We start from the raw sequence: 13495 nt of genomic DNA, 5'->3' as shown, positions 1-13495 counted from the left end.
AAGGATTTTTGAAGATGAAGAAATTACTAATCATATTAATGATGCTCTTTTTAGTCGGTTGTACAGAAGTGGTACAGCCTACTGAAACGGTCACTGTGCCACCTGGTAAAGAGATGCGTGTCCATTTTATAAATGTGGGGCAAGGGGATTCGATTTTTATTCAATCACCGAACGGGAAAACGATGCTAATTGATGGTGGGGTAAAAGGAGAAGGGAATAATATTGTTGCTTATTTACGGGCGCAAGGCGTGAAGCAACTGGATTATGTTGTAGCGACACATCCTGATGCAGATCATATTGGCGGACTTATTTCGGTATTGAACTCCATTTCGATTAAAAACTTTATTGATTCCGGAAAAGTACATACGTCTCAAACATATGAGCAAATGATTACACTCGTTGGCGATAAAGGGATTCCGTATACCGTACCGAAAACAGGTGAAAAAGTAAATTTAGATGAGGAACTTGATATTACTGTATTAAGTGCGGATGAACATGCGACAGATAATAACGAAGCATCCATTGTGTTAAAGGTGACATATGGGGAAGTATCATTTTTATTAACAGGGGATGCAGGGGTTGAGATGGAAAAAGAGATGATGGTTACACAAAATGTACAGGCAACGATTTTAAAGGCAGGTCATCACGGTTCCAATACGAGTAGCTCACTCGCCTTTATTCAAGCAGTGCAGCCAGAAGCAGCGATTTTAAGTTATGGGCAAGATAATAAATATGGTCATCCTCATATTGAAGTTATTGAAAGCTTGCAAGCAGTAGGTAGTCAAATTTATAGTACAGCAGAAGCGGGACATATTGTTGTGACAACAGACGGCAAAGCCTATTCAGTAAATATACCTGAATGGACGGGCGTTGGGGCGACAAGTGCCGTACCGGTACAATCGACAGGTAAAGTTGAAATCATTAGTAAAGATGTAGAAGCAGAGCTAGTCAAAATTAAAAATAACAGTAGTGAAGCAGTGAATCTAAATGGCTGGCAATTACTATCAGTGGAAGGTAATCAACTATTTACCTTCCCGAATATTACGTTGCAACCTGGTAAAACGATTACCGTATCTAGTGGACCGGATGCAAAAGAATCGAGCACAGTATTGAAGTGGACAAATAAACAGATTTGGCTAAATTCTGGCGATGCGGCGAAGCTATTGAATGCGAAAGGGGACATTGTTAGTGAGTTCGAATAAGTATACACTGGATCGTTTTGAAGGGGACTATGCGATTTTTCTCAAGCGTCCAGATGAGGTAGAGCAATTACTCATTCATCGCTTTGATATGGATGTGGAGCTAGAGCAAGGTGATATTGTGGAAATTACACATACAGGCGAAGGCTATCGTTTTTACGTACTCCATGAGGAAAAACAGCAAGCAGAAAATCGTATAAAAGCGTTAATGGAAAAGTTGAAGAAAAAGTAAGGAATAGGCTCAGAAGTACATTTCTGAGCCTATTTTAGTTACTGTATTTTTGAAATATATAAGTTGAATTTATTCAATTGCTATAATAGATGTATTGATTATAAAAATATCGGTAGATGATAATTAGTTGAAGCCAGCGAGTCAGTTGTAGCGGAAATCAACGTATTCCGATGGGTTCGTTAACAATAAAAGGTAACTCAACACGCGTGTTGTTATTAAAAAATAGCTACTAAAACTTTTTAGAAAAGTACGAGAACTTGTCATAAAGAGTGGCATTAGAGAACACATAATATGCTAAAATAAAGACGTACATATTTTGATTTAGGAGCGAAACAAATGACAATTAAAACAATCATTTTTGATTTAGATGATACACTTTTATGGGACCAAAAATCAGTAAAAACAGCGTTCGAAAAAACGTGTGAATACGCGGCAACAAAATATGAAGTAGAGTGTGAAAAATTAGAAGAAGCAGTTCGTGAGGCTGCTCGTGAGTTATATCAAGCGTATGAAACATACGATTATACAGTGATGATTGGGATTAACCCATTTGAAGGCTTATGGGGAACATTTGATGACCCGACAGATTCTTTTCAAACGATGAAGGGGATTGTGCCTGGTTATCGTGCAAATGCATGGACAAATGGCTTAAAGGCATTAGGTATTGACGATGTGGAGTTTGGTAAGGAATTAGGGGAGCGCTTTGTGGAAGAGCGTAAAAAAGCGCCGTTCCTATACGAGGATACATTTGCGGTGCTAGATGAGTTAAAAGGCAAGTACCAGTTAGTATTATTAACGAATGGTGCACCAAGCTTACAAAACTTAAAGCTTGAAATTACGCCAGAAATCGCCCCGTATTTTGACCATATCATTATTTCTGGTGACTTTGGTAAAGGTAAGCCAGATGCATCGATTTTTGAATATGTAATGGAAAAAGCAGGCGTGACAGCAGAGGATGGCATTATGGTTGGCGACAATTTAATGACAGATATTTTAGGCTCATCACGTGTTGGGATGCGTAACGTATGGATTAACCGTGAAAATAAACCACAAAACCCAGATGTAACACCAACATATGAAGTAACATCGTTAACAGAGTTGTTAGAGCTTGTACAAAAGCTTTAAAATAAGTAAATGATATTCCATGTAAAAAGCATTCGTGTCCATAGCGCGGATGCTTTTTCACCATTTCGTCACCTCTATTTTCTGAAATTAATGAATTATATAATTATTTTTGTTAAACTACAAGTAGAGAATAGTATTGAAAGGATTTTGCGTATGAAGACTTGTACATGTGAAAATTGTGGTCGTATAAATTTAGAGATGGAGACGCTCCAAATGGAAGGACATGTAGCACAACTTTGTGTAACATGTGCATATGTATTCGCGCAAAATAAAGAACGTTTTTGCGGGATGGTGCGTTCGAAAACAGCAAAGCAATCAAATGCACAAATGAAAAAGCAACATCAATTACTATCAAGTCTCATTGCGATTGGTTCAGTTGCTATGCTTGCTATTTTAGGATGGGGTATAGCAGATCAAGTACATATTTTTGCAGCAGCTGAACAAACTGAATACTTATCGTTTGTGCACTTAAAACAATTACAATAATAACGTCAATATAGTACCAATATCAAAAGGGATGTTTGAAAAGCTAAGCTTTCCAAACATCCCTTACTGCTTATAATAAGATACACTACCTGCGATGGTCACATTAAAGACGTCGCTATTTTCGGTACAAAGAGGACGTTCTAGAATGAATTCTCGAACGCCCTCTTTTTTTATTGATTAAAGTGTAATTGCTTTTACTTCATCGATGTTTTCAAGTGTAGCAACTGCTGCTAAATCTTGTGCTGTTACATCGTTGTCGATACCAAGCATCATAACTGCAGAACCGCCAACATCGTCACGACCTACTTGCATCGTTGCGATGTTCACTTGGCTCTCAGCTAATTTCGTAGCTACGCGGCCAATTGCACCTGGTTTGTCAGTGTTTTTGATGTATAAGAAGTTACCAGTTGGTACCACATCTACTACGAAGCCTTCTACTTTTACGATACGAGCACCTAAGCCGTTTAGTAAAGTACCTGCTACAGAGTGTGTTTCTTTTTCTGTTTTTACTTCAACTGTTACTAAGTTTGTGAAACCTTTAGCAGTTGTTGTTTTATGTTCGTTAATTTTGATGCCAACGCGTTCAGCAAGGTAACGAGCGTTTACATCGTTTACATGTGTACCGTGGTTTGTTGATAATAAACCTTTAATAGCGTTTGCCGTTAATGGGCGAACATCGTAGTTTGCTACTTCACCAGCATAAGAGATGTTTAATTCTTTTACAGTACCTTCAGATACTTGGATTAGGAATTTACCAAGTTTTTCAGCTAATGCGAAGAATGGTTCAACTTCAGCAAGCTTTTCTTTTGGAATAGAAGGCATGTTTACTGGGTTTGTAACTGTACCCGTTTTAAAGAACTTGATAATGTCGTTAGATACGTCAACCGCTACAGACTCTTGTGCTTCGATAGTAGATGCACCTAAGTGAGGTGTTGCGATTACTTGTGGTAAAGTAAGTAATTTGTGATCAGTTGCTGGCTCTTCCACGAATACGTCAAGTGCAGCACCTGCTACTTTACCTTCTACGATTGCATCGTATAAATCGTCCTCGTTAATGATACCGCCACGTGCACAGTTGATAATGCGTACGCCGTCTTTCATCATCGCGAATTTTTCTTTGTTAATTAAGTTACGTGTTTCTGGTAATAGTGGTGTGTGTACTGTAATGAAGTCAGCAGCTTGGCAAATTTCTTCAACCGTTGCTTTTGTTACACCTAGCTCTTGTGCGCGCTCTTCAGATAAGAATGGGTCATAAGCCATTACACTCATACGAGAGCCTTTTGCGCGGTATGCTACTTCAACACCGATACGACCAAAGCCAACAACGCCTAATGTTTTGTTTTTAAGTTCCACACCTACGTAAGATTTACGATCCCATTTTCCGTTTTTAAGTGTGTTGAATGCTTGTGGAATGTGACGTGCTAAAGATGTCATCATTGCAATTGTATGTTCAGCAGCTGAGTTTGTGTTTCCGTCTGGTGCGTTAACAACGATAATACCGTGTTCAGTTGCAGCAGTAAGGTCGATGTTATCTACACCTACACCAGCACGTCCGATTAATTTTAAATTTTTAGCAGCTTCGATAATTTCACGTGTCACAGTTGTTTGAGAACGTACTAATAACACGTGTACATCAGCAATTTTTGCTTTTAATTGTTCTGGTGCTAAACCAGTATCAATAATGATGTTTAAGTCTAAACCTGTTTCTTGGCGAAGCGGTTGGATACCATCTTCGCTAAGTGGATCTGCGATAAATACGTTAATTGTTTTTGTTGCTTTTTCAATTGTTTCTGTTGCCATTTGAATGTTTCGCTCCCTTAAAATGTAAAATAAAAAGCCTCTCGTCCCTTACAACATTGTGTAAGGGGCGAAAGGCTGTTAATAAACAAGCTTACGCGGTACCACCCTTTTTCGTTGTAAGGAACATAAAAAAATGTTATATACAACCTTTACCAAATGCGTAACGTGCATGTGACGTATAGGCATACTAAATTTCCGCCTATCTATTCGGGAGTTGAACTCGATTCGAACCTTACACTGATTTGCACCAACCATCAGCTCTCTATAGAAAGAATTACGATGAGCGTGTCTCCGTCCTAATATTTTGCGTGATTAATTTTGTAAACATCATAATCCCGATCGTTCACTTTTGTCAACAATTTTTCGAAAAAAAATAAAGAAAAAGTATTGGATAATGTCTAAATACGAACAAAATACGAATGAAATTTATTATTAAGTTCATTAATGTTCGTGTTTGGCGTGTTTTTATGTAAGCGTTACCGATATGTGAAAACATTGCTACCGTTGAATTAGCAGAAAATTTAAAAATACATCTTTGTTAGTAGTTTAATAGTAAGACGAACATTTTCATTTTGACACAGTTTTGACAAGATTAGAAGGAGGAAATATTGATAGAACTCGAATGTAACAATGAACGAAATACAAAGGGGGAACTGTTTGTATGCAATACGACGTTATTGTGATTGGAGCGAGATTAGTAGGACTTACTACAACTTGTGAGCTCATTGACGCGAAGAAGAAAATGTTACTTGTTGATCAAGAAACGATAAGTTCAATAGGTGGGCAAGTATTTTAGTCATTCGGTGGTGTGTTTTTAATTGATTCACCAGAACAGCGACATCTTGGTACTAAAGATAGTTAATGGAAGCCTGTCTTACTATTTTAATGTGTAAAACATTAGGTGGTTTGCAAAAAAAAAATTAAAGGATTACAGGTTGGAAAATATTTAAGTAAATAAAGGTTTTTTCGAGCAAATGTCGAATTTAATGAATGGAAGTTCATTTTTTAAAAGGGGTGTTAAAGATGGATTATGAAACAATTAAATTAGAAATTTTAGAGCGTAAAGCAGTACTAACATTAAATCGTCCGAATGCGATGAATGCGATGGATTCGAGAATGATGGGTGAGTTAGCGGATTGCTTTGAAGCGCTACATAATGAAAAGGGCGTACAAGTACTTGTCATTAAAGGCGAAGGTAAAGTATTTTCAGCAGGTGGCGATGTGAAAATGATGGTCTCCTCTACAGATTTCTCAGATTTTGGTGGAATTATGGGGGATGTTTCGCGACTAGTCCGTGCATACTACACATTGCCGATGATTACCATTGCACAAATCCATGGTGCTTCAGCGGGGCTTGGTTTTAGCGTAGCTTTAGGTAGTGACATTGTTGTTGCTGAGGAATCGAGTAAGTTAGCCATGAACTTTATCGGTATTGGATTAATACCAGATGGAGGCGGGCACTTCTTTATGAAAGAGCGCGTCGGTACACCGAAGGCGAAGCAAATGATTTGGGAAGGCAAAGTGTTAAACGGCCAAGAAGCATTAGCACTTGGGTTAATTGATTACAATGTACCAACAGGAACGGCGGCAGCGACGGTCGATCAAATTGTAGGTAAATTACTTGCATCACCAATTGCTGCGATGATCGAAACGAAGAAGATTTTACATGATACTAAATTGCCAGAGCTTGAAGCGATTTTAGCAGGAGAAACAAAGGGGCAAACGGCGATGCGCCAAACAAAAGATCATCTTGAAGGTATTCAGGCATTCGTCGAAAAACGTACACCGGAATTTACAGGGAATTAACGACTTTATTTTTATAAAACGTAAAAACAGCAGACTGTCTTGAAAGCGTTTGTCAACAGTCTAAGGGCATCTCTTGTGTGTGGGAGATGCCCTTTTTTTGGCGGATAGAAAAGTATGAGTTTCATGGATATCCGCCTAAGAAATATTCATAAGTTTTTGCACCCAACTTTAGCATGAAAAATTTTCAAACAAATAGGACGGACTAGTACGTGTAATCGCATTTTGTGTTAAATATTTTGCCTTTAGTATGTTTTACCCCACATTAACAGGTCGCATTTACAGCTTTACACATGGAACAAAATTAATTTTCCAGTTGTGTTTACTAAACGATGTGTTTTTTCAGCGACACCTTTTTCTTCGATTTTCTTTTGTCCTTCGATTTTAGCCGTTTCATCACTATCAAAATTCCATACTTCGTCGAACAATGTTTCCCCAGTTTTTTCGAATGCAGTGAAGCGATAATTCTCCATTTTAACCACCCTTTATTATGAAAGATAACTCTATTATACATGAAATAGTTTGATAATTCACGAAACGGATTACATAGCTTTTAAGATTTTCTAAAATATTACATGTCTATGATGAATATGCTTTATCCCGCATTAACGGGCATTAAGACTCCCACCTCAAGGCTTAAGGAAAATCAAGAAGTATAGGTGGGAAATCAACTGCCCGTAAAAGCCCGATTGGTTAAGGGCAACAGGAAGTTTCACTTTATCCTATTAAATCCTTTTTACTTGTAATTCACCAGAGCAAATTTCAAATTTGTACAAATAAACCCTTTTCAATCGAAAATGCTGATCTAAGCGTGATACAATAAAAAGTGATAGGGTAGGATAAGGACAGTTAGTAAAGGAGCGATTGTTCGTGAATGGGATTACGAAACTCCAAGTAGGGGAGCAAGTAGATCAATATTTATTAATTAAAGAAGCGAAAAAAGGTGTGACAACGGTAGGGAAACCGTTTATGTCACTTATTTTACAAGATCGTAGTGGCGACATTGAAGCAAAACTTTGGGATACAAATGAAGAGCATGAGCAAATGTACTGTGCACAAGCTATTGTACGAGTAGGTGGGGAAATCCATGATTACCGTGGGAAAAATCAACTACGTATTAAACAAATTCGTGTAGCCCGTCCAGATGAAGGGGTAGAAATTAGCGATTTATTGCCAACAGCTGCAATTCCAAAAGAGCAGATGTTTGAAGATTTAACGCAATTTTTCTTTGAAATTAAAAACCCCAATATTTCACGTATCACACGACATATCATTAAAAAGCATCAAGAGAGTTTATTAATTTTCCCGGCGGCATCTAAAAACCATCATGATTATGCATCAGGTTTATTAGATCACGTTGTATCAATGCTTCGTTTAAGCCAAGCGATTTGTGATTTATACCCAACGTTAAACCGCGATTTAATGTATGCGGGGATCATTTTACATGATATCGGTAAAGTCATTGAATTAACGGGACCGGTTGGCACAGCGTATACAGTGGAAGGGAACTTACTTGGACACATTACCATCATGGTCGATGAAATTGGTCAAACGGCAAAGGAATTAAATATTGAAGGCGAAGAAGTCATGCTATTGCAACATATCGTATTATCGCATCATGGAAAAGAGGAATGGGGTAGTCCGAAAAAGCCAATGATTCAAGAGGCGGAAATCATTCATTATATCGATAATATTGATGCAAAAATGAATATGCTGACACGAGCACTTGAAAAGACGAAGCCAGGCGAATTTACAGAGCGACTATTCCCGCTGGATAACCGCTCATTTTATAAGCCAACTATTTAAAATCGCTGAGGGGGATGATAGACCCCTCAGCCATTTTTTTTGCATAAGAAAAGAACATACATCGTGCAGTATCATAAAAAATAAACCTCAAAGTATTGCCTTTGAGGTTTAAAGTACATTATTGATTATCTTGTTGGAATTTTACCATGAAGTCAGCAAGCGCTTGGCAAGCTTCGCGTGGTACAGCGTTGTAAGTAGATGCACGGCAACCACCTACAGAACGGTGACCATTTAAGCCAACAAAGCCAGCCGCTTTTGCTTCAGCTAAGAATTTTTTCTCTAATTCTTCGTCAGCTACACGGAATGTAATGTTCATTAATGAACGAGAGCCTTCTTCTGCATGACCGTAGTAGAAACCGTTTGAGTTGTCGATTACGTCATAAATTAATGCCGCTTTTTCTTCGTTGTTTTGCGCGATCTTTTCTAAGCCGCCTTGATTTTCAACCCATTTTAATACTTCACCTAACATATAAATACCGAATGTTGGTGGTGTGTTGTATAAAGAGTTGTTATCCGCATGTGTTGTATATTTTAACATTGTCGGAATGTTCGTATTTGCTTTTTCTAATAAGTCTTTACGGATAATCACAACTGTTACGCCAGATGGACCTAAGTTTTTCTGAGCACCCGCATAGATGATACCGAATTTAGAAACATCTACTGGTTTAGAAAGGATATCAGAAGACATATCCGCTACTAAAGGTACATTGCCAGTTTCAGGGAATACTTTCCACTGTGTACCGTAAATTGTGTTGTTTGATGTGATGTGTACATAAGCATCGTCAGCGTTAAAGTTGATATCTTCTACAGTAGGGATGTTTTTGTATTTGTTTTCTTTTGTAGAAGCAGCTTCTACTGATTTACCAAATAATTTAGCTTCTTTTACTGCTTTTTCAGACCAAGAACCTGTTAATACATAGCTAGCCGTTTGATCTTGCTGTAAGAAGTTCATCGGAATCATTGTGAATTGAAGGCTAGCACCACCTTGTAAGAATAGCACTTCATAGTTTTCCGGAATGCTATAAATTTTGCGTAGACGCTCGATCGCACCGTTATGTACTTCTTCGAATGTCGCACTGCGGTGGCTCATTTCCATTAATGACATACCTGTGTTTTGGAAATCTAGTAATTCTTTTTGTGCAACTTCCAATACTTCTAGTGGTAAAGCAGATGGACCAGCGTTGAAATTGTAAGCACGGTTAGTAGTTGTATTCATGTGGAACACTCCTTAAAAGTTTATTTCTCCATTATAATATACTGTTTTCAAAAATAAATGGCAAAATTCATAATAATTTTGTGTGAAAAGTGAAAAATGAAGAAAAAACCGTACTAATAGCGCTTACTTGGTTATTAATGTTCGTGTTTTAGGTGGGGAATTACAATTTTTCCACAAAAATAAGTGCGTTTGTTCACGTAATTGTTATAATTAACGAATCAGTAGAGCAATCATTATAAAAAATAGTGCGGGAAGTGAGAAGATGAAAGAAACATTTGAAGCGCTTAGTGCCGCAGCAAAGATGAAAAAGACGACGTGGGAGCATAACAAACTAGGGTATTTATTTTTGACAATGCTTGGTGGGATATTTGTTGGTTTCGGCATGATTTTGTTAGTTACGATTGGGGGCTTGCTTGATCCAGTAGGGGCACCAAGCATGAAAATCATACAGGGGGTTTCATTTGGTGTAGCACTAAGTATGGTTATGCTTGGTGGTGCCGATTTGTATACAGGTAATAACTTAGTCATGACAGTGGGGGCGCTTGAAAAACAAACGACCTGGGGCGATTTAGGAAAAGTATGGTTGGTTAGCTGGATAGGGAACTTTATTGGTTCGTTTGTTGTCGCATGGTTCTTTTTTATGGCCGGTTTAGCAAGTGGCGAAACAGGTGCCTATATCGAAAAAATTGCAGGGGTCAAAATGAATATTCCTTTTACTGAACTTCTGTTTCGAGGCATTTTATGTAATATTCTTGTTTGTATGGCGGTTTGGAGCTGTTATAAAGTGAAAAATGAAGCAGCGAAAATTTTGTTGGTTTTTTGTTGTATTTATCCGTTTATTACAGCGGGCTTTGAGCATAGTGTAGCCAATATGACATTGTTTTCTCTTGCTTTGATGATTCCGCATGGAGAGCTTGTATCACTTAGTGGGCTTATACATAATTTAATTCCAGTGTCTATTGGAAATGCGGTTGGTGGAGCTATTTTCATCGGCTTTTCATTTTGGTACAGTCAAGTGCGAAAGTGACGGTCATGTATCAATTGTAATGAATAATGTTATAATCAAGGCATTTAGAGAACGCTTATTGAGGTGAATGCTTTGGCTAGAGAAAGAAAATTTTCAACAACAGAAATCTTCCGAGAAACAGAGCGACTATTATTAACGGTTGGTTATGAAGGGTATAATATTAGTTTGTTAGCAGAAGCGTTAAACGTTTCACGGGCAGCCATTTATAAATATTATACAAATAAAGAAGAGCTAGTCGTAGATTTTATGCTAGAGCATATCCAACAAATGATTGTACAATTTGCTGCTGTCGATAACGAGCAAGCTTTTGAGCATCAACTTGATGAAGTACTCGATATTATTTTAGCCTCAAAGGATTTACACCATATCTTTTCAATGGCACATGTCATTGAACCAAAAGGAAAACAGGAAATTGTGGACAAGATGGAGCATTTAAGCAGGCTCCATCAAGAGATGTATGTGCCACTGCAAGCGATGATTAACAAAGGCAAAGAAGCAGGTATAGTAGACAACACAATCCCGAATTCACTTATCATTGCGTTTATTTTTCAAAGTATTGATTTACCAAACCATATGAATGTCCCAGATGAAGTATTTTTACCGGCATTAAAAAAACTTGTCAAAACAGGTATTTATAAAGGGGTTTAATGGAAATTTGTTTTATACTCTTAATGAGTAAAAATACATCCTAAAAATACCAGTTGAATAGTAAAAGACATGTATCATAGCCTCCGCGCTTTGCCACAGCCTACACAGGAGCTAAAACAGGCGTGGCCTGTTTGGATCTCCTGTTACGGCTCCTGTGGCTATGGCACGCTACGGCAAAAGTGAATACTTCTCGATGTGCTAGAAAATATTTCTCTTCTTTAAAAGAAATCATTTTCTTTCCGCTTGCATGTATAATTGCCCAACCTCTACCGAAATGGATGAGAATCTCTCTTTATTTTTAACAACTGATTATTGTACTCAACCAAGTGTATTGATTTAAAAAATATTTCCTTTATAGAAGCATTTTTTTAGAAAAACGTGATCAAAAATGACTTGCCAGTTGATTGAAGCGGAATCGGCGAGACTCCTACGGGAATAGCATGAGCTGAAGACCCCGCAGGAGCGAGGTACGAGCGACGAGGAGGCTGAAGCCATGCCCGTGGAAAGCGAGCCGAATGGAGCGGAAATCAACGGTTACTTAACTGGTAATATATGTTTAGGGATTTGTTCATTATAAGTTATATATATTAAATGGGGGGACTATTTTTTCTACCTTGTGATAATGATGAAGTTATGTCAGTATAGAGGGGACAAGCGACAAGGAGGAACTCAAAAAGTATGGCTAATTTACCAAACTGTCCAAAATGTAATTCAGAATACACATACGAGGATGGCGTGAATTACGTATGCCCTGAATGTGCTCATGAATGGCCTATGACAGCAGAAGACGTTGTAGAAGAGGGCTTAGTTGTACGTGATGCAAACGGCAACTTACTTCAAGATGGCGACACCGTTACAGTGATCAAAGATTTAAAGGTGAAAGGTAGCTCGCAGAATCTAAAACAAGGTACGAAAGTAAAAGGTATCCGTTTAGTAGAAGGCGACCACAATATTGACTGCAAAATCGATGGCTTCGGTGCGATGAAGTTAAAGTCTGAGTTTGTAAAGAAAATCTAAGAAAGGGGCCGTCTGAAAAGACATTTTGATACGGCACCTTTCGACGAGGATGGTGGCATTTTGATGTGACCACCGCAGGAGCGATATTTCTTAATGGATAATTATTAAGAAGTAAAGGGGTGTCCAGAAAGTTTTTACTTTCTGGACACCCCTCATTTTGTTTATATTATTACTTTTAAGATTGGAATGCGTCTTTTAAGTCAGCATCTTTTACTTCTATTTTCGCTTCTTCGATTAACTGAGCTTCAATTGTTTCCCAATTCTTTTTCTTCTCTTCTACAATTGGAGTAATTTCTGCCTTTTTCTCTTCTAACGTACCGTAGCCTTCTACTTCACGCTTGTCCGTTACTTCGATAATATGGTAACCGAATTGTGATTTTACTGGTTCAGATACGGTATTTAACTCCAGTGCATAAGCGGCGTCGTTAAATTCAGGTACCATTTTTCCAACTGTAAACCAACCTAAATTGCCACCTTCTGCAGCAGAACCATCCGTTGATTTTTCTTTTGCCACTTCAGCGAAGTCCGCACCATTTTTTAATTCTTCGACAATCGCCTTTGCCTCTTTTTCAGTTTCGACTAAAATATGACGAGCGTTTAATTCGTATTTTGCTTGATCATAGTAAGCTTGAATGTCTTCGTCCGTTACCTTTACTTCCTCTATCGCTTTTTCTTGTAATAATTGGAAACGTATATTTTGCTTGAACGTTTCTTCTGTTAAACCGCTCGATGCTAAAGCCATTTGGAATTGGTCACCGTACTGTTCTTTAATTGCATCGTATTCAGCTTGAATATCTTCATCTGTCACTTTGTATTTGTCATTTAAAATTTTATTAACGACCACTTGTTCAAGTAATGGAGCCCCAGCTAATTTTTTGATTTCAGCATAAAATTCATCTTGCGTAATGTCACCCGATGCTGTAGATACAACTACCTCATCGCCAGGGTTACTACATGCGGCTAAACCAATTGAAGCGGCTAGCGTCAAAGCAAAAACTGTCTTTTTCATAAACGAAACTCTCCTAACTATTTTTTACAATGCATTAGTTACTATAACATAAACGAAAAAAAAACTAAACGGTTCCACCTGTCGATTGCCTATTCGTAATGTTCGTCTGAGCATAGCATAAAGGGTA

At 37.9% G+C, this 13495-nt stretch carries 13 protein-coding genes, 1 pseudogene and 1 other annotated feature; of the genes and pseudogenes, 10 read left to right on the top strand and 4 right to left on the bottom strand.

Translation table 11 applies throughout. From position 1 onward, the window contains the following. The first annotated feature begins 14 nt into the window (after window positions 1–14). The 4 genes from ACQQ2I_RS16765 (at window position 15) to ACQQ2I_RS16750 (ending at window position 3042) form a co-directional block, all read left to right on the top strand. The gene (locus tag ACQQ2I_RS16765) at window positions 15–1202 is read left to right on the top strand and encodes an MBL fold metallo-hydrolase (protein ID WP_431027910.1); all 1188 of its coding nucleotides are present in this window, start codon (window positions 15–17) and stop codon (window positions 1200–1202) included. Next, window positions 1189–1431, top strand: coding sequence for a DUF3006 domain-containing protein (locus tag ACQQ2I_RS16760; protein ID WP_431027909.1), 243 nt, complete (start codon window positions 1189–1191; stop codon window positions 1429–1431). The genes ACQQ2I_RS16765 and ACQQ2I_RS16760 overlap by 14 nt, the downstream gene beginning before the upstream one ends. Window positions 1432–1767: 336 nt before the next feature. Beyond that, window positions 1768–2556 (top strand): HAD family hydrolase, encoded by a 789-nt coding sequence (locus tag ACQQ2I_RS16755; RefSeq protein ID WP_431027908.1) that lies wholly within the window; start codon window positions 1768–1770, stop codon window positions 2554–2556. A 153-nt stretch (window positions 2557–2709) separates the two neighbouring features. Beyond that, window positions 2710–3042 (top strand): hypothetical protein, encoded by a 333-nt coding sequence (locus ACQQ2I_RS16750; protein ID WP_431027907.1) that lies wholly within the window; start codon window positions 2710–2712, stop codon window positions 3040–3042. A gap of 177 nt (window positions 3043–3219) precedes the next feature. On the opposite strand, the gene serA is transcribed toward ACQQ2I_RS16750, so the two are convergent. Continuing rightward, window positions 3220–4842 (bottom strand): phosphoglycerate dehydrogenase, encoded by a 1623-nt coding sequence (serA, locus tag ACQQ2I_RS16745; RefSeq protein WP_431027906.1) that lies wholly within the window; start codon window positions 4840–4842, stop codon window positions 3220–3222. Window positions 4843–4902: 60 nt separating this feature from the next. Then, window positions 4903–5149 (bottom strand) — a binding site (T-box leader). Between the two features lie 354 nt (window positions 5150–5503). Here serA and ACQQ2I_RS16740 point away from each other — a divergent pair. Together ACQQ2I_RS16740 and ACQQ2I_RS16735 are read left to right on the top strand one after the other, a co-directional pair. Next, a pseudogene (locus ACQQ2I_RS16740) lies at window positions 5504–5701 on the top strand (FAD-binding protein); the annotation flags it as partial. A gap of 164 nt (window positions 5702–5865) precedes the next feature. Then, window positions 5866–6648 carry an enoyl-CoA hydratase gene (locus tag ACQQ2I_RS16735; RefSeq protein WP_431027905.1) on the top strand — a complete coding sequence of 261 codons (783 nt, stop codon included), beginning with the start codon at window positions 5866–5868 and terminating at the stop codon, window positions 6646–6648. A gap of 284 nt (window positions 6649–6932) precedes the next feature. On the opposite strand, the gene ACQQ2I_RS16730 is transcribed toward ACQQ2I_RS16735, so the two are convergent. Continuing rightward, complete coding sequence (locus ACQQ2I_RS16730; RefSeq protein WP_391371523.1) at window positions 6933–7118, bottom strand: YhzD family protein; 186 nt, start codon at window positions 7116–7118, stop codon at window positions 6933–6935. A 397-nt stretch (window positions 7119–7515) separates the two neighbouring features. On the opposite strand from ACQQ2I_RS16730, the gene yhaM reads away from it, so the two are divergent. Continuing rightward, the gene (gene yhaM / locus ACQQ2I_RS16725; protein ID WP_431027904.1) at window positions 7516–8451 is read left to right on the top strand and encodes a 3'-5' exoribonuclease YhaM; all 936 of its coding nucleotides are present in this window, start codon (window positions 7516–7518) and stop codon (window positions 8449–8451) included. 118 nt (window positions 8452–8569) lie between these two features. On the opposite strand, the gene serC is transcribed toward yhaM, so the two are convergent. Beyond that, window positions 8570–9667 carry a 3-phosphoserine/phosphohydroxythreonine transaminase gene (gene serC, locus ACQQ2I_RS16720; protein WP_431027903.1) on the bottom strand — a complete coding sequence of 366 codons (1098 nt, stop codon included), beginning with the start codon at window positions 9665–9667 and terminating at the stop codon, window positions 8570–8572. Between the two features lie 262 nt (window positions 9668–9929). Between serC and ACQQ2I_RS16715 the strand changes: the two genes are divergently transcribed. From ACQQ2I_RS16715 to ACQQ2I_RS16705, 3 genes are all read left to right on the top strand, one after another. After that, the gene (locus tag ACQQ2I_RS16715; RefSeq protein WP_431027902.1) at window positions 9930–10694 is read left to right on the top strand and encodes a formate/nitrite transporter family protein; all 765 of its coding nucleotides are present in this window, start codon (window positions 9930–9932) and stop codon (window positions 10692–10694) included. Window positions 10695–10766: 72 nt separating this feature from the next. After that, a complete protein-coding gene (locus ACQQ2I_RS16710) occupies window positions 10767–11342 on the top strand; it encodes a TetR/AcrR family transcriptional regulator (protein ID WP_431027901.1) in 576 nt (191 codons plus the stop codon). 678 nt (window positions 11343–12020) lie between these two features. Then, complete coding sequence (locus tag ACQQ2I_RS16705) at window positions 12021–12359, top strand: zinc ribbon domain-containing protein YjdM (RefSeq protein ID WP_431027900.1); 339 nt, start codon at window positions 12021–12023, stop codon at window positions 12357–12359. Window positions 12360–12534: 175 nt separating this feature from the next. On the opposite strand, the gene ACQQ2I_RS16700 is transcribed toward ACQQ2I_RS16705, so the two are convergent. Continuing rightward, window positions 12535–13368: a peptidylprolyl isomerase gene (locus ACQQ2I_RS16700; RefSeq protein ID WP_431027899.1), complete on the bottom strand. Its 834-nt coding sequence runs from the start codon at window positions 13366–13368 to the stop codon at window positions 12535–12537. Window positions 13369–13495: the final 127 nt, after the last annotated feature.

Source organism: Lysinibacillus sp. LZ02 (assembly GCF_050613145.1).
GTDB lineage: Bacteria > Bacillota > Bacilli > Bacillales_A > Planococcaceae > Lysinibacillus_B.
Note: the sequence above shows the minus strand (reverse complement) of the source record. Positions and strands in the feature narration are given on the sequence as shown.

What these genes read in the sequence shown, in the direction of transcription:
- ACQQ2I_RS16765 (WP_431027910.1), top strand. Translation starts at nt 15, where the DNA reads ATGAAGAAATTACTAATCATATTAATGATGCTCTTTTTAGTCGGTTGT.
- ACQQ2I_RS16755 (WP_431027908.1), top strand. Translation starts at nt 1,768, where the DNA reads ATGACAATTAAAACAATCATTTTTGATTTAGATGATACACTTTTATGG.
- ACQQ2I_RS16750 (WP_431027907.1), top strand. Translation starts at nt 2,710, where the DNA reads ATGAAGACTTGTACATGTGAAAATTGTGGTCGTATAAATTTAGAGATG.
- serA (WP_431027906.1), bottom strand. Translation starts at nt 4,842, where the DNA reads ATGGCAACAGAAACAATTGAAAAAGCAACAAAAACAATTAACGTATTT.
- ACQQ2I_RS16735 (WP_431027905.1), top strand. Translation starts at nt 5,866, where the DNA reads ATGGATTATGAAACAATTAAATTAGAAATTTTAGAGCGTAAAGCAGTA.
- ACQQ2I_RS16730 (WP_391371523.1), bottom strand. Translation starts at nt 7,118, where the DNA reads ATGGAGAATTATCGCTTCACTGCATTCGAAAAAACTGGGGAAACATTG.
- serC (WP_431027903.1), bottom strand. Translation starts at nt 9,667, where the DNA reads ATGAATACAACTACTAACCGTGCTTACAATTTCAACGCTGGTCCATCT.
- ACQQ2I_RS16715 (WP_431027902.1), top strand. Translation starts at nt 9,930, where the DNA reads ATGAAAGAAACATTTGAAGCGCTTAGTGCCGCAGCAAAGATGAAAAAG.
- ACQQ2I_RS16705 (WP_431027900.1), top strand. Translation starts at nt 12,021, where the DNA reads ATGGCTAATTTACCAAACTGTCCAAAATGTAATTCAGAATACACATAC.
- ACQQ2I_RS16700 (WP_431027899.1), bottom strand. Translation starts at nt 13,368, where the DNA reads ATGAAAAAGACAGTTTTTGCTTTGACGCTAGCCGCTTCAATTGGTTTA.